Origin of the sequence: Vibrio sp. 2092 (assembly GCF_033339635.1) — a bacterium.
Taxonomy (GTDB): Bacteria; Pseudomonadota; Gammaproteobacteria; order Enterobacterales; family Vibrionaceae; genus Vibrio; species Vibrio alginolyticus.
Genome location: NZ_JAWOUY010000003.1, coordinates 110,119 through 130,340, shown reverse-complemented (window position 1 = coordinate 130,340; position 20,222 = coordinate 110,119). Strand labels below are relative to the sequence as shown.

Below are 20,222 nucleotides of genomic sequence, written 5' to 3'. Positions count from 1 at the left end.
GCTAAATACAAAAAGCCCCGCACTAAGCGGGGCTTTCAAGTTATAGAGTTAACTTAAGAATTACTTCTTAGCGTTACGCTCTTTAACGTCAGCAATTACTTGCTCTGCAACGTTTGTTGGACATGGTGCGTAGTGTGAGAACTCCATAGAGAACTGACCACGACCAGAAGTCATAGTACGTAGAGTACCGATGTAACCAAACATTTCTGATAGAGGTACATCACCCTTGATACGTACGCCAGTAGACGCTGCTTGTTGGTCTTTGATCATACCACGACGACGGTTAAGGTCACCGATTACGTCACCAACGTGATCTTCTGGAGTGAACACGTCAACTTTCATGATTGGCTCAAGAAGTTGCGCGCCAGCTTTAGGCATAGACTGACGGAATGCACCTTTCGCTGCGATTTCGTAAGCGATAGCTGAAGAGTCAACTGCGTGGAAACCACCGTCGAATAGTTCAACTTCAACGTCTAGAGTAGGGAAGCCAGCTAGAACACCGTGCTCCATCATTGACGCAAAGCCTTTCTCAACTGCAGGCCAGAATTCTTTAGGTACGTTACCACCAACAACTGTAGATTTGAACGTGAAGCCAGAGTTTGGCTCACCTGGTTTGATGCGGTAGTCGATCTTACCGAACTGACCAGAACCACCAGACTGTTTCTTGTGCGTGTAGCTATCTTCGATTGCTTGAGTGATAGTTTCACGGTAAGCAACCTGTGGAGCACCAACTTCTAGCTCAACGCCGTAAGTACGCTTAAGGATATCTACCTTGATGTCTAGGTGAAGTTCACCCATACCTTTCAGGATAGTTTCGCCTGAATCTTCATCAGTCTCAACTTGGAATGATGGATCTTCTGCAACCATTTTACCGATCGCGATACCCATCTTCTCAGAACCGCCTTTATCTTTAGGCTTAACTGCGATAGAGATTACTGGATCTGGGAAGATCATTGGCTCAAGAGTACATTCGTGCTTAGGATCACATAGAGTGTGACCAGTTTGAACGTTCTTCATACCAACTACAGCGATGATGTCACCAGCTTGTGCTGAATCGATCTCGTTACGCTCGTCCGCGTGCATCTCAACCATACGGCCGATACGCTCTGTTTTACCAGTTGCAGAGTTAAGGATTGTGTCACCTTTCTTCATCTTACCAGAGTAGATGCGGATAAAGGTTAGAGCACCGAAGCGGTCATCCATAATCTTAAATGCAAGAGCACGTAGTGGCTCGTCTGCAGATACAGTCGCAACTTCACCAGTTGGCTCACCAGTCTCTGAATCAGTTAGAGGCTGTGGATCAACTTCTGTTGGAGATGGTAGGTAATCAATTACCGCGTCAAGAATAAGTTGGATACCTTTGTTCTTGTACGCTGAACCACAGTAAGTTGGGAAGAATGCTAGATCACGAGTACCTTTACGGATACAACGTTTGATGTCTTCTAGAGATGGCTCTTCGCCTTCTTCTAGGTAAGCCATCATTAGATCTTCGTCTTGCTCTAGAGCAGTTTCGATTAGCATTTCACGGTATTCAGCAGCTTTCTCTACCATGTCTGCTGGAATATCTTGAACTTCGTAGTTCTCTGGTTGGCCAGACTCATCCCATACGTAAGCTTGTTGGCTTAGTACGTCTACAACACCTACGAAATCTTCTTCGATACCGATAGGTAGAGTCATAACTAGAGGTGTAGCACCTAGTACGTTCTGTACTTGATCTACAACTTTGTAGAAATCTGCGCCCATACGGTCTAGTTTGTTAACGAAGATCAGACGTGATACGTGTGATTCGTCAGCGTAACGCCAGTTAGTTTCTGACTGAGGCTCAACACCACCAGAACCACAGAATACACCGATACCACCGTCAAGTACTTTTAGAGAACGGTAAACTTCGATAGTGAAGTCAACGTGTCCAGGAGTATCGATGATGTTTAGACGGTGATCGTTCCAGAAACAAGTTGTTGCTGCAGACTGGATTGTGATACCACGCTCAGCTTCCTGCTCCATGAAGTCAGTAGTAGTTGAACCGTCGTGAGTGTCACCGATCTTATGGATCTTACCAGTTAGCTTTAGGATACGCTCTGTAGAGGTAGTTTTACCCGCGTCTACGTGAGCAAAAATACCAATGTTTCTGTATTTTGATAAATCAGTCATTGTCTTACTCTGTTAATAAGGTATAAAGTGCGCGCAGAGTATATCACATTCTGTCAATACTGATACCCTTGCGTGCGGATGGAAGAAAAAAAATTTTAACGTGAAATTTCCGTCCCCAAAGCATAGTCAAACACAGCAATTTATGTACTTTATTCGCATTTTATTGAGGACGAATAGAACAGTTTGTGATTGCACAAATACCATTCTTATGAGCATTACAGCTCGTCAAAAGCCTCTATAGCTTCCGACAATTTCTTAACGCCGTGAATTTGCATGCCAGGGATGCCACCTTTCGGCATGTTGGCTGCTGGCACGATGGCTTTCTTGAAACCATGTTTGAACGCTTCATTCAAACGCTCTTGCCCACTTGGTACTGGACGGATTTCGCCCGCAAGCCCTACCTCACCAAAAATCACCACATCTTTAGGGAGTGGACGGTCACGAAAACTCGATAAAAGCGCCATAACTAAAGCAAGATCAGCGCTTGTCTCCGTCACCTTAACACCGCCAACCACATTAACAAAGACATCTTGGTCTGCCATTTGTAAGCCACCATGCTTATGCAACACAGCAAGCAAAAGTGATAGGCGGTTCTGCTCCAAGCCGACCGCAACACGACGAGGGTTGGCTAACTGCGAGTAATCCACCAGCGCTTGAATCTCTACTAGCAGAGGGCGCGTACCTTCCCAAACCACCATGACGGAAGAGCCTGATGTTTCTTCTTCACCACGAGAAAGGAAGATCGCAGATGGGTTACTCACTTCTTTCAATCCTTGGCCTGTCATTGCAAAGACACCAAGCTCATTCACAGCGCCAAAACGGTTTTTATGACTACGCAAAGTGCGGAATCGGCTATCCGTTCCACCATCGAGTAGTACCGAACAGTCGATAATGTGTTCAAGAACTTTAGGGCCCGCAAGGGTACCATCTTTTGTTACGTGACCAACAATAAATACCGCAACATTATTCTGTTTTGCGTATCGTGTCAGAGCCGTCGCAGATTCACGTACCTGAGCAACACTGCCAGGCGACGATTGAACATCAGAAACGTGCATCACCTGAATCGAGTCTATCACCATTATACGAGGCTGCTCTTTTTCGGCGATTTGGCAAATTTTGTCGACGTTCGTTTCCGATAGCATTTTTAAATGATCTTTCGGCAAGCCCAATCGGGAAGCACGCATTGCCACCTGCTGTAATGACTCTTCACCGGTTACGTAAAGCGTTGGCATTTGCGCAGATAAACTACACATGGTTTGCAACAGAAGGGTTGATTTACCAGCGCCAGGGTTACCACCAATCAAAATTGCGGCACCTGGTACAACACCACCACCCAACACGCGGTCAAGCTCTTTAAACCCACTGGTGAAGCGAGGTACTTCTTGCAGATCAATTTCGGATAGCGTTTGAACCGTAGCTTCTGTTGCGGAACCAGCGTAGCCGCTTAAGCGTTCATTGCGAGCAACGGTTGGCGATGCAGCGATACGTACTTCTGTTATCGTATTCCATGCACCACATGCGTTACACTGCCCCTGCCAACGGGGAAAGTCCGCGCCACAATCATTACAAACATACGCTCGTTTTGCTTTCGCCATGATGCCTCAATTTTTTCTACAAATGTGACTAAGCACAGCCAAGTCAGACCTGAACTGAAATGAACTATTGATATACTTAAGTATTACTTCGCTTAGCCGATACAATTTAAAGTAACGACATACTCTAACAGAAATAATGCAGCAATCTGAAATTCTCTCGCTCGCAGAACGACTCATTCCCGTTTACGGTACGAATGACTTTGACTTTGTCCTTGGCCAACTGACCGAGGAAGAGCCGCCTTCGGCCAAAATTTTGGTTAAAATGGAACTTAACCGCTTAATGGCTCCATGCAAAAAAAGCATTGATTTGCGAGGTCGCGTTCAAGGCGAATGTCGCGAGTATATTTTGGATGGTATTCCACATTGGTTGGATGATGTTGCTTTCAACGCTTACCATAAAAACATCAAAAAGTTTGGCTGCTACACGGAAGGAATGTGGGAAGCATTGGTCAACACGCGAAATAACTTTCGCGTAATGAGCAAGCGCCTTACTCAGCAAAAAACGCAATCGTTAACGGATCCTAAAAGCCCGTTCTTAGCAGAACCCGTTCACCTAGGCTACGATTTAAAGCGCCAAGAAAAACGCTTGAAAGTCCAATCTCAAGTTGAAATTTGCCGTTCTAAAGGACAGCTTCTTCATGGATTAAGCATTGATTTATCTAGCTCTGGCGCAAAGTTCAAAGTCCCTAGCGCATTTAAATATAACCTTGGGGAAATTATTCAGGTCACGTTTACTGAATTTGCCAGCAAATCTAACGTTGCAGGTATAGAGAAACCGCTTGCATACCGCATACTCGCGGTTGATGACTGTTACGAAAATGACTCAGTTCGATACCTCAGAACCATACGCTTAACTGATACCAATGTCGTCACCAGAGTGATAGATGAAGCGCTCAACAGTGCTGTTAAAAGGGCTCGTCACGACAATCAAGACAAGATTATTCGAGCTCGAACTCGCGGTTATGAGCACATCGCACTAAAGCACACCAGCAGCTTGCCTCTATTCTTTGATGGTAGTGACCTAAAATTAGCAATGTTAACGCCAAACAATCAAAAGCTTTGGCAATACTGGCACGATGAGAGAAACCAGCAAATGTTTGGTTCCTTATTCAACGAGCAACGCATCGCGTCACTCATTAAGCCTGGTGTGAAAGGAACAACCAATGTCCTTTATTCATTTACTCACGAGCACGAGAATCGAACCTATTTCTATTCGATGTTTCGCCCTGAAGCAACTCGCGAACAGCGCCAGCTATTTTGGCATTTAGGTGGCAAACGAGAGAGTTGGCGCGCCTTTAGAATTTCAATCTTTGAACTATCAGAGCAAGAACAGGAAGACCTAGCAGCATTCTCTCCAGAGTTGGCAGAAACGTCTCAATCACTGACTCATATTGGTATTTTGCAAGAAATTGCTGACGAAAAGTCAGGGCAGGATTACCTGCTAACTGAAAAGCCGCGCTTACCCGCTAATACGTTAAACGCGTTTCGCCATCCGAGAAGAGTTATTGGCAATCCAAAGGGCATTTATTTTGATGCAAAGTCTCGTCGTAAAGAGCCTCGTTATCGTTTTAAAACACCTTTAGAGTTGTACTCAGGACAAACTAAAACAGGCGGCTGTACTGTTGACCTTTCCAAACGAGGACTCGGAATTAGGCTAAGTGAGCCCACGATGTTACGTTCTGGGCAAGAGGTAAGAATCAACTTTCGAGAATTACAACTCTACGATAAAAAATTGCCGTTAATGTCGGTACCATACCGAGTAATTCGTGTAAGCCCAGATGGTTGTAGCGTGCAGTTAGTTATTGATGAAAGCAGCCAAACCATGAAGGTAATCGCTTTTTTCAACAGCATTATCGAGCACAATCAAGACAAGCTAATCCCGCAAAAAGAGACGCTACCAAGTAATGCTCTACTTGAAAGGCTGCACTGCATGTTGCTCTCGCGTACGCTGAGCACGCCCATTTTTATCAGTAAGAGTACGTCATCTTCAATAAAAACCCCCGTTATCGGGGTGAACTTGCCGCTACCTAAACACATTGAACTTTTTGCCCGTCTTGGGCATGACCAACTGTTGTCACTTGAACCTATCTTTAAAGGCCGGACAAGCACATTAATCGCAGAGCCAATAAAACGTGTAGAAGGTGCTCAAGCCAGACATCAGGATATCTACATAAGCGCCGCAAAAGTAGGCAATAAAATTACAGGCATTGAGTCAAAGCTTCATCAAGAGTTCAACAGCGTAAAAGAGCGGATTCAATTTATAAAGAAAGCGCGAATGATGGGTGACTTTTACGTGCTTCGCCTTTCTACTGCACCAATTTTCGATCCGATGACATCATTACTGCAACAAGATTTAAGTGACTTAACCCAATTTGGTGTACATCAAGCGAGCAAGTTAGAAAAAGAGTTGACGGCGCTCGTTGGTTACAGTGAATTTGAAGACATTACTGAAGAGGTTGTAATTAGATTGGAGTTAACCGAGTAAATTCAAAGTCATACCAAATTGAAAAAAAACACCGCCTTTCTGGCGGTGTTTTTGAATGGATGGTTAAGGTTTAGCTTTCCAGCTAACCTTTTGCTGCTTCACCAATGCGCCAGATAAAATACAGAGCACACCGCCCAACCCAGCAAAGCGAATCGCAGATTGCGCTTGAGCTTCCACTTTTGGTTTTGCGTGATACGCAATCCCTAATCCTGCCACCGACATCATCACAAGATCATTAGCGCCATCACCGACAGCAACCGTGTTGTGCTGCTCAATTTCATATTCATCCGCCAGTTCCACTAGAATGTCAGACTTCATCTGCGCCGTTACCACATCACCAAGTACGTTACCCGTGAGTTTGCCGTCAATAATTTCTAATTGATTGGAGCGAGCAAAATCTAAGTCGACTTTATCTTTGATGTAATCAGAGAAGTAAGTAAAACCACCGGAAGCAATCGCTGTGTTCCAGCCCAAGGCTTTCAACGTCGCAATTAGCGCTTCAAAGTCCGGCATGAATGGTAACTGGGAACGAACTTGTTCAAGAATTGATTCATCGGCACCTTTGAGCTTACCAACTCGCTGACGTAAACTTTGCTCAAAATCCAGCTCACCTTGCATGGCACGTTCAGTGACTTCAGCGACCTCATCCCCTACTCCTGCCTGTTTCGCGATTTCATCAATACACTCTATCTGGATCGCCGTTGAATCCATATCAAATACAATCAACCCTTGGGTTGATAGATCGGGCACTTCATTAAGCGAGGCGTAATCTAGGTTGAGACTTTGTAAGATCGTTTCATGTTGAGGAGTCAACTCTCCGGCCATCAGGGCTACTTCATATTGGCCAACTTTCCACGTTTCTAGTATCGGGTTGTAAAAGCCGGTGAAGAAATCAATGTCTTCGAAGTGACTTGGCGAAAGGTACTCAGCAAATACGATCCAGTTTGCTTTTGCTTTATCTAATTGGGAGGCAAATCGAGTCTCGGGTAATCGTTTTAAAAGTGTCGTATGTTTTCTGATAGGCAAGCTTTTTGACGCGTCCATGTATATAATCCCTTATGACTTTGCTAAAACGTTACCTCAACAAACTAAAAAGGCAAGTCTTTGTTTTATTTTAAATGGATGAGTAAAGAGCATGAGTGAATCTTTGTTCTCAGTAAGGAATGCCCTAAGAATTCTGGCACTAATCCTGCTGTGTGTGATGTTGTTTATCACAATAAAAAACAGTGTTGTGATCAGTAAGGGTAATGAGAAAATTCAAGCACAACAGCTTGAAACACTCACCAAAGTTTTGATTTCACAGGCGTCTCTTTCTGCCAGTGAGATGATTTTAACTAAAGATCAAGAACGATTACTTCAGCTAACAAACCAGCTAGCACAAGACCGTTTAGTGTTTGATGCAACAATCTACGATGCACAGGGTGTACGTTTAGCATCTAGTGAAGAGGCATTATCGGTACGCGAAGTTCTTGGCCTGGATACGCCTTTGGCAACAGCTTCCATTGGTCGCCAGCAGTTGGTTGAACCAGTTTTTGCAGATGGTGCGCTTATCGGTTTTGTTCGCGTGACCTTTGAGACGGGCCGGGTGACGGCTATTTCTGACCACCACTATCGCAAGAGTGATCGTTATATGTACATGATGGTCTTAATGAGCTTTGTCTGTGGTATGTTGTTCATCTTGATTTTACGTCGACAACCGATACGTCGTAAAAAAGCGCCAAACCTTCTGCTAACCAAGTAACTAGGTAGCGCTAATAACTCATATAAAAACAGCCCGCAATGTGCGGGCTGTTTTTTAGCTCTTGAGAGCGAAAAATAGAATGACTCTTCGTCGCTTACTCTTCGTCACCAAGCAATACTGAATCTAGTGCGATTAGCATCATGTCGTTGAATGTCGTTTGACGCTCGTCAGATGTAGTCTGTTCGCCAGTCTTGATATGATCAGAAACCGTACAGATTGTCAGAGCTTTTGCACCGTATTCTGCCGCAACACCGTAAATACCAGCCGCTTCCATTTCAACACCAACAATGCCGTACTTGTCCATTACATCGAACATTTCTGGATCTGGCGTGTAGAAAAGCTCTGCTGAGAATAGGTTACCAACTTTAACGTCAATACCGCGAGCTTTTGCAGCGTCTTCTGCCGCACGAACCATGTTGTAGTCTGCGATTGCCGCGAAGTCATGACCTTTAAAGCGGATACGGTTCACTTTAGAGTCAGTACATGCACCCATGCCGATCACAACATCACGCACTTTGATGTCTTCATTCACTGCGCCACAGCTGCCAACACGGATGATTTTCTTCACGCCGAAGTCTTTGATTAGTTCAGTCGCGTAAATCGAGCATGATGGGATACCCATACCGTGGCCCATTACCGAGATCTTACGGCCTTTGTATGTGCCTGTGTAACCAAACATATTACGAACGTCACACACTTGAACGACATCTTCAAGGAAAGTCTCTGCGATGTATTTTGCACGTAGTGGATCACCAGGCATCAGTACGACGTCTGCAAATGCACCCATTTCAGCATTGATATGTGGAGTTGCCATTTTCTTTTCCTTAACCTTTCTCTAGCGCTCCGCGCTTAAGGCGATATAAGCCAGAGTATTCTCATTTCCGACAAGCAGCATTTACATACTGCAAACATAAAACTAGGAGCAATCGAGCTCCTAGTTTTCAAAAACCTAACTAATTATAGGAAGTTCTTACCGTAATCCATTGGAGAAGTACCGAAGTAACTTGCCAATGTTTGACCGATATCTGCGAATGTTTCGCGGCGGCCAAGAGAACCAGCTGGTACTTTTTGACCATAAACCAATACTGGGATGTGCTCACGAGTATGGTCAGTGCCTGGCCATGTTGGGTCACAGCCGTGGTCTGCCGTTAGGATAAGCACATCGTCTTCTTCCATAATCTCTAGCACTTCGTTGATACGACCATCGAAGTACTCAAGTGCCGCTGCGTAACCCGCTACGTCACGACGGTGACCGTAAGCTGAGTCGAAGTCTACAAAGTTAGTGAATACGATCGTGTTGTCGCCCGCTTCTTTGATTTGCTCTAGCGTTGCTTCGAACAATGCAGGGATACCTGTCGCTTTCACTTTCTTAGTGATGCCGCAGTTTGCGTAGATATCAGCAATCTTACCAATAGAAACCACGTTGCCTTGCTTCTCATCAACGAGCTTCTGAAGAACCGTTGCTGATGGTGGCTCTACAGAAAGATCACGACGATTACCTGTACGCTCAAATTGACCTTTACCAGCACCAACGAATGGGCGCGCGATAACACGACCAATGTTGTAATCTTCTAGCTCTTCACGTGCGATTTGGCAAAGCTCTAGTAGACGGTCTAGACCGAAAGTCTCTTCGTGACATGCGATTTGGAATACAGAGTCAGCAGACGTGTAGAAGATTGGTTTGCCAGTCTTCATGTGCTCTTCACCAAGATCGTCAAGAACTTGAGTACCAGACGCGTGACAGTTACCTAGGAAACCGTCAAGACCTGCACGCTCAAGAATGCGGTCAGTCAGTTCTTTCGGGAAGCTGTTTGCTTTGTCAGTGAAGTAACCCCAGTCAAACAGAACAGGAACACCTGCGATTTCCCAGTGACCAGACGGCGTGTCTTTACCTGAAGAAAGCTCTGCTGCATGACCGTATGCACCAATGATTTCAGCGTCTGCGTCTAGTCCAGGTGCGAAGCGACCTGTCGATTCTTTATGCGCCATTGCCAAACCAAGTTTCGATAGATTTGGAAGGCGAAGTGCACCTTGGCGATTGTCGTTATCTGCTAAGCCTTTTTCACATTGGTCAGCGATGTGACCTAGTGTGTCTGAACCTACATCACCAAATTCTTTAGCGTCGGCAGTTGCACCGATACCGAATGAGTCTAGTACTAAAATAAATGCTCTTTTCATTGCTCGTTCCTTAGGCCCACTCGGCTTTTTATTATGGTTGAGTAGGCCTTGTGTAATTGCTTGTTCTATTAGATATCTTCTGCACGAATTTGGCGGTAAACCTCTGGAGTTGGTGTGTATTCACCACCTACTTTGATTGCACTGCGCAGTGCTTTTGCCGCTTCTTCCCATTGCTCTTCAGTGCGAGCGTGGATGAACGCAAGAGGTTTATCACTGTCTGCGACCTCACCTAGGCGGATGAACTCGTCGAAACCAACTGCGTAGTCGATTTCATCAGTAGCAACACGACGACCACCACCCATAGCAACCACAGCCATGCCGATAGCACGTGTATCCATTGCAGAGACAATGCCCGTTTCTGTTGCGTAAACTGGCTTAATGATTGCTGCTTTTTCTAAGTAGTTGTCGTAGTTTTCTACGAAGTCCGCAGGGCCGCCTAAACCGGCAACCATCTTGCCGAAGCACTCAGCCGCTTTGCCGTTATCCAGCACTTCCATCAGTTTTGCGCGTGCGTCTTCTGTGTTCTCAGCAAGCTTGCCAAGTACTAACATTTCAGCACATGAAGCCATGGTCACTTCAAGTAGACGAGGATTACGGTATTCACCCGTTAAGAAACGAACCGCTTCACGAACTTCCACTGCGTTACCCGCTGAAGACGCCAATACTTGGTTCATGTCCGTAAGAATTGCCGTAGTTTTAGTGCCAGCACCGTTTGCTACCGCAACGATTGATTTTGCTAGCTCTTCAGACGCTTCGTAAGTTGGCATAAATGCACCTGAACCCACTTTTACGTCCATCACTAGCGATTCCAGACCCGCCGCCAGTTTCTTAGAAAGGATCGACGCCGTAATCAGGGAGATATTGTCTACCGTTGCGGTAATATCACGAGTCGCGTAAACACGCTTATCCGCAGGAGCAAGGTCACCAGTTTGACCGATGATCGCCACACCAGCGTCTTTGGTTACTTGACCAAAAACATCGTTGCTCGGCGTAATGTTGTAACCAGGGATAGATTCAAGTTTATCCAGCGTACCGCCTGTATGACCAAGACCGCGGCCAGAGATCATAGGTACGAAACCGCCACACGCTGCCACCATTGGGCCAAGCATTAAAGAAGTTACGTCACCCACACCACCGGTTGAGTGTTTGTCGACAATTGGACCACCGAAGTTCATGTGGCTCCAGTCGATAACCATGCCCGAATCACGCATTGCACACGTTAAGGCGATGCGCTCATCCATGGTCATTTCATTAAAGAAAATCGTCATAGCAAACGCCGCAATCTGACCTTCAGATACCGTGTTGTTCGCTACGCCTTGAATAAAGAAGTTGATTTCGTCGGCGGTTAGGACTTCGCCGTCACGTTTTTTACGAATGATTTCTTGTGGTAAATACATTAGTGCCTCCCAAGCTCTTTTGAGCCATGGTTGTAGTAGGATAGAAGAGGTTTGGTAGCACCCGTTTAGGTGCTACCGTTCAGACGTATTATTGGAATTAGTACGCTGTTGGATCAGCGACGTCGTCCGATACTTCTAATGTATTTAGTAGGTTGGTTAGCAGGCTAGACGCACCAAAACGGTAGTGACGAGCATCAACCCAGTTGTCACCTAGGATTTCGTCAGCCATTGCTAGGTATGCTGCTGCGTCTTCAGCAGTGCGCACACCACCTGCTGGTTTGAAACCAACAGTTTCTGCAACACCCATGTCGCGAATAACTTCAAGCATCATGCGAGCGTATTCTGGTGTTGCGTTTACTGGCACTTTACCAGTTGAAGTTTTAATGAAGTCAGCACCTGCTTCAATACAGATTTGAGATGCTTTCTTGATTAGTGCTTCTTCTTTTAGTTCACCTGTTTCGATGATCACTTTAAGAAGAATGTCACCACAAGCTTCTTTACATTGCTTAACTAGTTCGAAGCCTACTTTCTCATCACCCGCCATTAGCGCGCGGTAAGGAAAAACTACGTCAACTTCGTCTGCACCGTAAGCAACCGCCGCTTTTGTTTCAGCAACTGCGATTTCAATGTCGTCGTTACCATGTGGGAAGTTCGTTACTGTTGCAATACGAACCTCTGGCGTACCTTGCTCACGAAGTGTCTTCTTAGCAATAGGAATAAAGCGAGGGTAAATACAAATTGCAGCTGTGTTGCCTACTGCTGTTTTCGCATCATGACATAGTGAGATCACTTTTGCATCAGTGTCATCGTCATTCAACGTAGTTAGGTCCATAAGTTTAAGTGCACGTAGCGCTGCTGCTTTTAAATCGCTCATTTCTATCTCCGATCAATATTCAAAAAATTCACTACTCAGCCTTACATCACGTCTTTAACTATAATCAACAAGTCGAGACAATGTGAGTAAATGGCTAAACAGTCTATTAATGAACGGACTTGGTTCCCTGAAGACTCGGCATATACAGCGAAAATTTATCATATGCCAATTGCTATCCTTGTCACCGCACAGTACCAGTTTGGCCTATGGCACAACAATCTATGATTGCGGTGTCTTTAATATCACATCACAAAGCAAAACGCCTATTAGATCTGATATTGCAGGGCAATTCATTTGCCCATCGATTATGTAATATTCATTACGTGATTAAGAATCAAGCTTAACCACTATCCTGTGATTAATACATTATAGAGTTTCACCGCAAAACTGTAGCACCAAATAGAGCGCAAACGGTTTGTATCTCAAAATTTCCTAGCCCCTATTCCATTGACTGCGTAATACCTCGACTAAGGCAAACACCCGATGAAATTTTGGAGCCCGAAAAACGAAAAATGCCCCGCAGCAATCTCTTGCTACAGGGCATGATGTAAAACGGCGTCTATATATTAAGAACCGATTCTAATTATAGTGCTGCAAGGCTTAAGCAGAAGCCTGCAATTGTCGCTGCCATAAGGTTAGACAACGTACCTGCAAGAACTGCTTTAACACCCATGCGAGCGATGTCACTACGACGGTTTGGTGCAAGGCTACCTAGACCACCAAGTAGAATCGCGATAGAAGAAAGGTTCGCGAAACCACATAGTGCGAATGAGATGATAGCTGTTGTCTTCTCAGACATTACTTCACCAGTTGCCGCGATTACTTGAGCGTTTTCACCTAGATATGGTGTGAAGTTCAAGTAAGCAACGAATTCGTTCACTACGATTTTCTGACCGATGAATGAACCAGCTGTTACAGCTTCTGCCCATGGAACACCGATTAGGAATGCTAGTGGAGAGAACGCGTAACCTAGGATTAGCTCTAGTGTTAGTTCTGGCATGCCGAACCAACCACCGATGCCACCTAGCATACCGTTGATTAGCGCGATTAGACCAACGAATGCGATTAGCATTGCACCTACGTTAAGCGCAAGTTGTAGACCAGAAGCCGCACCGCCCGCAGCTGCGTCGATTACGTTAACTGGTTTGTCGTCACCGCCGTCCATCGCTTCTTCGATACTTTCGTGAGGCTGGTCAGTCTCAGGGTGAAGAATTTTAGCGAACAGTAGACCACCTGGTGCTGCCATGAATGATGCCGCAACTAGGTACTCTAGTGGAACACCCATAGATGCGTAACCAGCTAGTACACCACCAGCAACAGAAGCTAGACCACCACACATTACCGCGAATAGCTCTGATTGAGTCATTTTTGGAACGAATGGACGAACAACTAGAGGTGCCTCAGTTTGACCTACGAAGATGTTAGCTGCCGCTGACATTGATTCCGCACGCGAAGTGCCTAGCGCTTTTTGTAGTGCACCACCAAGAATCTTGATAACCCATTGCATAACGCCAATGTAGTAAAGAACTGAAATCAGTGCAGAGAAGAAGATCAGTGTAGGAAGAACACGGAATGCGAAGATGAAACCGCCGCCGCCGAATACTTCGAACATCTTGTCAGAAACAAGACCACCGAACAGGAATGATGAACCATCGTTACCGTAGTTGATAACGTTAGAAACACCTGAAGAGAAACCGTTTAGTAGATCACGGCCCCAAGGTACATACAGAACAAATGCACCTAATGCGAATTGGATAGCGAATGCGCCACCCACAGTTCTAAAGTTGATAGCTTTTCGGTTGTTAGAAAATGCCACTGCAATCGCAAGAAGCACTACCATACCGATTAGGCTCATAAACAGGCTCATAGTTTATGACTTCCTTATAAGTTATTTATTGGCGTGTTACAAAATGGAGCTATAAAGCGGGGGCAATTATACTCATGCAGAATCAATTAAAGTAATGCCAGCCTCACACTTTCCTATAAGATTCATGATTGATTCAACCAGCTTTGTGAGTTAATTCACAATAAGCAGGAAAACGTTTTCGATTTCAAACCACATCTTTAGATTCTATTCACATATCGAGAAAGCAAAATTGCTATTTTTCCACAGTTGAGAGGCAATCGATTGCTTTCGGCCGTTATGCAACTCTACGAGCTCATTAAAGACGTGAATGAGTTTGGCTGGGTGATTTGACTCCCCTTGATATCCAAGTATAGGCATATCTGGTGCGTCTGTTTCGATTACTAGGTTTTCGAGTGGTAATTTTTGAATTGCGTCGCGTGTTTTCTTGGCTCTTGGGTAGGTAATCGTTCCTCCTACACCGATAAAAAAACCTAATTTGACCCACTCCATGGCTTGCTGATAACTCCCAGAAAAAGCGTGTAGCACACCACCTCTAGGGAGATTCGCCGCTTTCACCATTTGAATTAGGCGATTGTGCGCTTTTCGGCTATGTAAAATAACTGGGAGTTCGAAGCGTCTAGCCAGCTCAAATTGAACTTCAAGTATCTTTTCTTGCAACTGTGGATCAACATCAATGGCAAAATCTAAACCACACTCTCCTATTGCCACGCACTGCTGCCCTTTTTGATTTAGATAGCCTTCTAGCTCTGTAAGGTGCTGCTCAACGTTATCTTCAAGAAAATACGGATGAAAGCCGAGCGCATAATACAAATTGGCATGTTGCTCTGCCAAAGTTTGAATACGAGCCCAGTTTTGCGGACCGACGGAAGGAATCAAAATTCTTGCGACGCCTTGCGTTTGAGCAAGCTCAAGTTGATGTGCAAAGTCATCTTGAAACACATCAAAATCAAAGTGGCAGTGCGTATCAAAGAGCTTCATCTTGACGCTTTTTATCTGTATCTGCGGGCAGAAAATCAGAGGATGGTTGGGCTTCACTCTTTTCTTCAGTTTGATGGGCTGGGTCTTTTCGATATGGGACACAACTGCGTTTCTGATCGGGAGTTAACCCCATCTCTTTACACCAGTTGTCGTAACGCTTTAGCCCACGTTTAAACCAATTCATATCTTATCCTTATATAAAAACGCCCTTGGCTAAGTTTATAGCCAAGGGCGTTTTAAAATCTAGTTTGCGTTAAGGCTTACCCTAACCGTGCAAATTAGTGCTCACGCGTCGCACGGAAATCAACGTCAGGGAAACGCTCTTTCGCCAAGTTTAAGTTAACCATTGTTGGAGCGATATACGTTAGGTTATCACCACCATCCAATGCTAAGTTCGCTTGATTCTTGCGTTGGAACTCATCCAGTTTCTTCGCATCACCACACTCAACCCAACGAGCAGTTGCAACGTTAATGCCTTCATAAATCGCTTCAACGTTATACTCAGATTTCAAACGAGCCACAACAACATCGAACTGAAGTACACCAACGGCACCAACGATCAGATCGTTGTTCTGTAGAGGACGGAATACCTGTACCGCACCTTCTTCTGATAGCTGAACCAAACCTTTGAGAAGCTGCTTCTGCTTTAATGGATCTTTCAGGCGAATACGACGGAATAGTTCCGGAGCGAAGTTCGGAATACCAGAGAACTTCAGTGATTCACCTTGCGTAAAGGTATCACCAATCTGAATAGTGCCGTGGTTGTGTAGACCAATGATGTCACCGGCGTAAGCGTGTTCTGCACGTGCACGGTCACCAGCCATAAAGGTTACTGCATCAGAGATACTCACTTGCTTGCCAAGACGAACGTGGTTCATCTTCATACCTTGCGTGTAAGTGCCCGATACAATACGCATGAATGCGATACGGTCGCGGTGTTTTGGGTCCATATTCGCTTGGATCTTAAATACGAAACCAGAGAACTTCTCTTCAGTCGCTTCAACTTCACGTTCAACCGCTTGACGAGTTTTCGGCGCTGGAGCCCATTCAGTTAGACCGTCTAGCATATGATCCACACCAAAGTTACCTAATGCAGTACCGAAGTAAACTGGCGTCAGGTCACCTGTTAAGAACATTTCCAAATCAAACTCAGGGCAAGCACCCATGACAAGCTCAAGCTCTTCTCGAACACTTTCCGCAAGGCCTGCACCAACTTTTTCATCAAGCTCTGGGTTATCGAGACCTTTGATGATTCGAACTTCTTGAATCTCATGACCGTGACCTGATTCGTATAAAATCGTTTCATCACGGTGAATGTGGTACACACCTTTAAATTCTTTACCACAGCCGATTGGCCATGTAATTGGCGCACACATCATGCCCAACTCGTTTTCTACCTCGTCCAATACTTCCATTGGATCACGAACGTCACGGTCAAGTTTGTTCATGAAGGTTACGATTGGCGTGTCACGCAGACGCGTTACTTCCATCAGCTTACGTGTACGATCCTCGACACCTTTCGCCGCATCGATAACCATCAAACACGAGTCTACTGCCGTTAACGTACGGTATGTATCTTCCGAGAAGTCTTCGTGTCCAGGCGTATCAAGTAGGTTTACCAGACAGTCATTGTAAGGGAACTGCATTACAGAAGTGGTTACCGAGATACCACGTTCCTTTTCCATTTCCATCCAGTCTGATTTTGCGTGCTGTGCGTTACCACGACCTTTAACCGTACCTGCTTTTTGGATCGCGTTTCCGAATAACAGTACTTTTTCAGTAATGGTGGTTTTACCCGCATCCGGGTGAGAAATAATAGCGAACGTTCTGCGCTTAGACACTTCGCCTAAAAAAAGGGGATTTGACATTAGTTAATCTTCTAAATTACTTTCATGCTCACAAAATAGGCAAGCATATCTACTATTCGATATTGTGCGGTATTCTCGCTTATTATCGCTGTGCTAGCAAACTGGAAAGACATGAACTGAATTTACTCGGCTCACCAGCCTTTACCTGCAACTAACAAGGGAAAGCCAGCTCCACACAAAGAGATGTAAAAATTCAAAAAATTATTATTACATATTCAAAAGCCTCGAATCCGGATACGCATTTAAAGCATAAGTGTTGATGAGGTAATTAGTAACGGCCTAAAACTAACTCAAAAATAAGTAACTCATGATAATGGCGTCTTCCTTACCATTTCCCGATTTAGCTGGGTAATAGTTGTAACGACGGTCCACTTCATTAAAACCTGCTTGCTCATAAATATGGATAGCTGGGTGATTACTTTCACGCACTTCTAACCAAGCACTCTCTGCTTTGGCTTGTTCACAGTATTCAATAAACGCGTCCAGCAATTTTTGCCCTAGCCCTCTGCCCTGTTGAGAAGGCGCTACTGCAATATTTAATAGTGTCACTTCTCCAACAATATTCTGTCCATAGAAGTAACCAACCACTTGAGAGCCTTCCAGCATCACATGATGGCAAGCACCGCGACTGGATAAGTCACGAACCAAAGATTCGGCCCAAGGGTGAGAATGTGCTTGCTGCTCGATTTGCCAAACTTGGTCGAGGTGCTCTGCACGCATCGGCGTAATTTCAATTGTCACGCATTAGCTCCGTTAAGAAGAGTACGAACAGATTTGTTGCCACAATGCGCGGCGCTGTTCGTTATTACCATCAATATCTTGTAATAGTGGCGAGGTCAGGTGCTTTGCCTTGATGCTTTGATCAGCCTCACAGCCTGCAAACCACACCCACTCTAGCTGATGTTCACCCAGCATGGATAAGCGCTCAGGCTCTAGGTGTAGCGCATCATCAAGCGTGAGCTTAATGCTTTTTAATACGCGCTCAAACATCAATGCCGTCTCGTTTTCTGGACATATTGGCGATACCAATAGGAGTTTACATGAACTTTGCAAATCCAATAATGGCGATTGATAGCCTTCCAGTCTTTCAGGGTGTACCAGCTCCCATGTGCTGATCCCCATTTCACGTAAATACTGTTTCTCGTTAATTGACATTTTCCGTCACCTATTTGAACGAGGGCAATCCTATCAAATTATCGCGATTATACCTAAAGGACTTCAAGGAACACCTGAACACAATGAGATGATTTGGATATTCCTGAACATAGCGTTTTGCCAACGGCCACACATTGGGTATGACATATGAGGTACATTATGAAATTCTTAAATACGCTACTACTTTGCACACTGGTAGCCGCCACCAGCGTGAGTGTTTTTGCTAATAACAGCGATGAGTGGGAGCTGATTGCAACGAAAACCGTTAACTTTCATACAGAAACAGATACCGTGACACCAAATAGCCTATTCCGAAACCGAAGCTTCAGTAAAATAAAACTAAAATGTGTGCAAGGAACGGTAGACATGAATGGTTTAAAAGTCGTCATGACAGATGGTAGTGAGAAAAAGCTTTCCTCTATGGGCGTACTAACAAGCGGATTGTCGACTCGTGCCTGGAGCCTTCCAGGTACAAAAGAAGCCAAGCTAAAACGGATTGAAATGACTTACAGTAGCTGGGGAAGCACAAAACTTAGCCTGCTAGGGGTAAGTAAAAAAGCGAAAATAGAGGTCTGGGGCAAAAAGAAAAGTAACCAGTCATCCTAACCTCCCTATCTCAGTTTTCAGTGAATAAGAAAGAAGCCCACTTAGTCGTGGGCTTCTTTCATTTACAGTTCAGAGAACTCTGGCGCATAGTCTATGCGTCCGGAGCGTCCAGCACATTGACCTTCGACCAACTCTGCGACTCGAAATGCACCTTTAGGGACATCCCAAGCACATTCAAAGCCCATCTCGTCGCATGATTGAAAACCCTGGCGCGCGTAATAATCAGGATCGCCCAACACCACACACACTGGGTAACCAAAATCACGCAGTGAATCAAAACCTTCTTTGATCAACTCTGCAGCGATGCCTTGGCGACGGTAATCTTCATGAACAGCTAATGGCGCTAGCCCTTGCCATGACAAATCTTCACCATTTAAGGTCACAGGGCTAAATAAAGCATGGCCTATCACCTCTCCCTCATCTGTACACGCGACTAAGGAAAGCGTGAATTTGCTGTTTTCGCGCAAACGCATCACAAGCTCAGCTTCAGCTTCCGTCGGGAAGGCGTGTTTCAATAAGCGGTCAATGGTAAGAATGTCCGCTGGGGCTTCAGTTCGAATAAGCATTCGCTACTCCGGTTGGTTGTGCAGGCGCTTGAACTCCTTTCTGAACAAAATCAGCCAATTGATTCAAAGCGACTTGCATTGCTTTCGGTAACTGCTCTAAGTCGACACTGTCCATTAAGTTTTTCACTTCTAAGCCAAGCTCAGTATCACCTTCAATTGAAAGGCGACGTTGGAAGAACAGTGTGTCAGGGTCTTCTTTACGACCAGCAATCAGTACTAGGTCGTTTAGATTACCACTAAAACTCACATCTTCCTGAACTGGTTTTTCAGCTACCACCAATTTTTCGTCTTGATAGCTGATGTACCATGCTAAGTTCAAGTCTTCAATCGCAACTTTTAACCACTTGTCTTCAAGGAACTCAAAGTCACCATCTTCCAAGGCTTCTTTAAACACCATTTTTAGCCCTTCTAGCAACGCTTTTTGCTGAATTGGCTGTGGTAATAACTGGACTGGAGAACGCAAAATATTAGCTGCGTTCTTTACTAGTTGACTGCGAATCTTGTTTAACACGTTCATTATCCGTTACTTTGTCATTAGGTTGCTTATATTAAGCAATCGTGGCGATGAGATTACTGTTATGTATCAATAAAGTGCTTATTTTAGATTGGTGGTTTATTGCTCACTAACGCTTCTTTTTTTGAACTTACGTGTATTATTGATGCGAACAGGTGGATAAACACTTTTACAACCGTATTTTCAAAGTTATAGTTATCTGAGCGTATCCATGTGATTGTCGACTGCACAGCTAAAACCGCGAGCC

At 44.9% G+C, this 20,222-nt stretch carries 19 protein-coding genes; 4 read left to right on the top strand and 15 right to left on the bottom strand.

Annotated features, from left to right (window positions below):
• Positions 1–60: 60 nt before the first annotated feature.
• Positions 61–2,151, bottom strand: a complete 2,091-nt coding sequence (gene fusA / locus R7P80_RS07015; RefSeq protein WP_005386444.1) for an elongation factor G — start codon at positions 2,149–2,151, stop codon at positions 61–63.
• 215 nt (positions 2,152–2,366) lie between these two features.
• Complete coding sequence (radA, locus tag R7P80_RS07010; protein ID WP_005386443.1) at positions 2,367–3,746, bottom strand: DNA repair protein RadA; 1,380 nt, start codon at positions 3,744–3,746, stop codon at positions 2,367–2,369.
• Positions 3,747–3,882: 136 nt separating this feature from the next.
• Between radA and R7P80_RS07005 the strand changes: the two genes are divergently transcribed.
• Positions 3,883–6,231, top strand: coding sequence for a PilZ domain-containing protein (locus tag R7P80_RS07005; protein ID WP_170890502.1), 2,349 nt, complete (start codon positions 3,883–3,885; stop codon positions 6,229–6,231).
• A gap of 63 nt (positions 6,232–6,294) precedes the next feature.
• Here the strand turns inward: R7P80_RS07005 and serB are convergent, their stop codons facing one another.
• Positions 6,295–7,275, bottom strand: a complete 981-nt coding sequence (gene serB / locus R7P80_RS07000; protein ID WP_225491531.1) for a phosphoserine phosphatase — start codon at positions 7,273–7,275, stop codon at positions 6,295–6,297.
• A gap of 91 nt (positions 7,276–7,366) precedes the next feature.
• On the opposite strand from serB, the gene R7P80_RS06995 reads away from it, so the two are divergent.
• Positions 7,367–7,972, top strand: a complete 606-nt coding sequence (locus tag R7P80_RS06995) for a YtjB family periplasmic protein (RefSeq protein WP_005391677.1) — start codon at positions 7,367–7,369, stop codon at positions 7,970–7,972.
• A gap of 94 nt (positions 7,973–8,066) precedes the next feature.
• Here R7P80_RS06995 and deoD read toward each other — a convergent pair whose 3' ends face one another.
• The 4 genes from deoD to deoC form a co-directional block, all read right to left on the bottom strand.
• Entirely contained in the window at positions 8,067–8,786 is a 720-nt protein-coding gene (deoD, locus tag R7P80_RS06990; RefSeq protein ID WP_005380140.1) for a purine-nucleoside phosphorylase, read from the bottom strand.
• Positions 8,787–8,929: 143 nt separating this feature from the next.
• Positions 8,930–10,150: a phosphopentomutase gene (locus tag R7P80_RS06985; protein WP_017820430.1), complete on the bottom strand. Its 1,221-nt coding sequence runs from the start codon at positions 10,148–10,150 to the stop codon at positions 8,930–8,932.
• A 68-nt stretch (positions 10,151–10,218) separates the two neighbouring features.
• A complete protein-coding gene (gene deoA, locus R7P80_RS06980) occupies positions 10,219–11,547 on the bottom strand; it encodes a thymidine phosphorylase (protein ID WP_225491532.1) in 1,329 nt (442 codons plus the stop codon).
• Positions 11,548–11,644: 97 nt separating this feature from the next.
• Positions 11,645–12,421, bottom strand: a complete 777-nt coding sequence (gene deoC, locus R7P80_RS06975; RefSeq protein WP_005380133.1) for a deoxyribose-phosphate aldolase — start codon at positions 12,419–12,421, stop codon at positions 11,645–11,647.
• A 90-nt stretch (positions 12,422–12,511) separates the two neighbouring features.
• On the opposite strand from deoC, the gene R7P80_RS06970 reads away from it, so the two are divergent.
• The gene (locus R7P80_RS06970) at positions 12,512–12,646 is read left to right on the top strand and encodes a hypothetical protein (RefSeq protein ID WP_005391675.1); all 135 of its coding nucleotides are present in this window, start codon (positions 12,512–12,514) and stop codon (positions 12,644–12,646) included.
• Positions 12,647–13,004: 358 nt separating this feature from the next.
• Here R7P80_RS06970 and R7P80_RS06965 read toward each other — a convergent pair whose 3' ends face one another.
• From R7P80_RS06965 to R7P80_RS06940, 6 genes are all read right to left on the bottom strand, one after another.
• Positions 13,005–14,288 (bottom strand): NupC/NupG family nucleoside CNT transporter, encoded by a 1,284-nt coding sequence (locus R7P80_RS06965; RefSeq protein WP_005380131.1) that lies wholly within the window; start codon positions 14,286–14,288, stop codon positions 13,005–13,007.
• Positions 14,289–14,492: 204 nt separating this feature from the next.
• On the bottom strand, positions 14,493–15,266 hold the full coding sequence (locus R7P80_RS06960; protein ID WP_005380129.1) for a TatD family hydrolase: 774 nt from the start codon (positions 15,264–15,266) through the stop codon (positions 14,493–14,495).
• The gene (locus tag R7P80_RS06955; protein ID WP_005380125.1) at positions 15,253–15,450 is read right to left on the bottom strand and encodes a DUF5363 family protein; all 198 of its coding nucleotides are present in this window, start codon (positions 15,448–15,450) and stop codon (positions 15,253–15,255) included. Before R7P80_RS06955 ends, R7P80_RS06960 begins: the two co-directional genes overlap by 14 nt.
• Before the next feature lie 94 nt (positions 15,451–15,544).
• Positions 15,545–17,134, bottom strand: a complete 1,590-nt coding sequence (gene prfC / locus R7P80_RS06950; protein ID WP_005380123.1) for a peptide chain release factor 3 — start codon at positions 17,132–17,134, stop codon at positions 15,545–15,547.
• 285 nt (positions 17,135–17,419) lie between these two features.
• Positions 17,420–17,875, bottom strand: coding sequence for a ribosomal protein S18-alanine N-acetyltransferase (gene rimI / locus R7P80_RS06945; protein ID WP_005380122.1), 456 nt, complete (start codon positions 17,873–17,875; stop codon positions 17,420–17,422).
• Between the two features lie 12 nt (positions 17,876–17,887).
• Positions 17,888–18,289: a DNA polymerase III subunit psi gene (locus R7P80_RS06940; protein ID WP_005380121.1), complete on the bottom strand. Its 402-nt coding sequence runs from the start codon at positions 18,287–18,289 to the stop codon at positions 17,888–17,890.
• A gap of 159 nt (positions 18,290–18,448) precedes the next feature.
• Here R7P80_RS06940 and R7P80_RS06935 point away from each other — a divergent pair, with 159 nt between their 5' ends.
• A complete protein-coding gene (locus R7P80_RS06935; RefSeq protein ID WP_005380120.1) occupies positions 18,449–18,895 on the top strand; it encodes a hypothetical protein in 447 nt (148 codons plus the stop codon).
• Positions 18,896–18,957: 62 nt separating this feature from the next.
• Here R7P80_RS06935 and R7P80_RS06930 read toward each other — a convergent pair whose 3' ends face one another.
• Together R7P80_RS06930 and R7P80_RS06925 are read right to left on the bottom strand one after the other, a co-directional pair.
• The gene (locus R7P80_RS06930) at positions 18,958–19,461 is read right to left on the bottom strand and encodes a GNAT family N-acetyltransferase (RefSeq protein ID WP_005380119.1); all 504 of its coding nucleotides are present in this window, start codon (positions 19,459–19,461) and stop codon (positions 18,958–18,960) included.
• Positions 19,445–19,972, bottom strand: coding sequence for an SCP2 domain-containing protein (locus R7P80_RS06925; RefSeq protein ID WP_191907458.1), 528 nt, complete (start codon positions 19,970–19,972; stop codon positions 19,445–19,447). Before R7P80_RS06925 ends, R7P80_RS06930 begins: the two co-directional genes overlap by 17 nt.
• Between the last annotated feature and the right edge of the window lie 250 nt (positions 19,973–20,222).

Bases quoted from the DNA above. Each gene is read 5' to 3' on its own strand.
- R7P80_RS06995 (WP_005391677.1), top strand. From the start codon at position 7,367: ATGAGTGAATCTTTGTTCTCAGTAAGGAATGCCCTAAGAATTCTGGCA.
- prfC (WP_005380123.1), bottom strand. From the start codon at position 17,134: ATGTCAAATCCCCTTTTTTTAGGCGAAGTGTCTAAGCGCAGAACGTTC.
- R7P80_RS06935 (WP_005380120.1), top strand. From the start codon at position 18,449: ATGAAATTCTTAAATACGCTACTACTTTGCACACTGGTAGCCGCCACC.
- fusA (WP_005386444.1), bottom strand. From the start codon at position 2,151: ATGACTGATTTATCAAAATACAGAAACATTGGTATTTTTGCTCACGTA.
- deoD (WP_005380140.1), bottom strand. From the start codon at position 8,786: ATGGCAACTCCACATATCAATGCTGAAATGGGTGCATTTGCAGACGTC.
- R7P80_RS06930 (WP_005380119.1), bottom strand. From the start codon at position 19,461: ATGCTTATTCGAACTGAAGCCCCAGCGGACATTCTTACCATTGACCGC.
- R7P80_RS06970 (WP_005391675.1), top strand. From the start codon at position 12,512: ATGGCTAAACAGTCTATTAATGAACGGACTTGGTTCCCTGAAGACTCG.
- R7P80_RS06985 (WP_017820430.1), bottom strand. From the start codon at position 10,150: ATGAAAAGAGCATTTATTTTAGTACTAGACTCATTCGGTATCGGTGCA.
- R7P80_RS06960 (WP_005380129.1), bottom strand. From the start codon at position 15,266: ATGAAGCTCTTTGATACGCACTGCCACTTTGATTTTGATGTGTTTCAA.
- R7P80_RS06940 (WP_005380121.1), bottom strand. From the start codon at position 18,289: ATGTCAATTAACGAGAAACAGTATTTACGTGAAATGGGGATCAGCACA.
- serB (WP_225491531.1), bottom strand. From the start codon at position 7,275: ATGGACGCGTCAAAAAGCTTGCCTATCAGAAAACATACGACACTTTTA.
- R7P80_RS06965 (WP_005380131.1), bottom strand. From the start codon at position 14,288: ATGAGCCTGTTTATGAGCCTAATCGGTATGGTAGTGCTTCTTGCGATT.
- R7P80_RS07005 (WP_170890502.1), top strand. From the start codon at position 3,883: ATGCAGCAATCTGAAATTCTCTCGCTCGCAGAACGACTCATTCCCGTT.
- deoA (WP_225491532.1), bottom strand. From the start codon at position 11,547: ATGTATTTACCACAAGAAATCATTCGTAAAAAACGTGACGGCGAAGTC.
- radA (WP_005386443.1), bottom strand. From the start codon at position 3,746: ATGGCGAAAGCAAAACGAGCGTATGTTTGTAATGATTGTGGCGCGGAC.
- R7P80_RS06955 (WP_005380125.1), bottom strand. From the start codon at position 15,450: ATGAATTGGTTTAAACGTGGGCTAAAGCGTTACGACAACTGGTGTAAA.
- deoC (WP_005380133.1), bottom strand. From the start codon at position 12,421: ATGAGCGATTTAAAAGCAGCAGCGCTACGTGCACTTAAACTTATGGAC.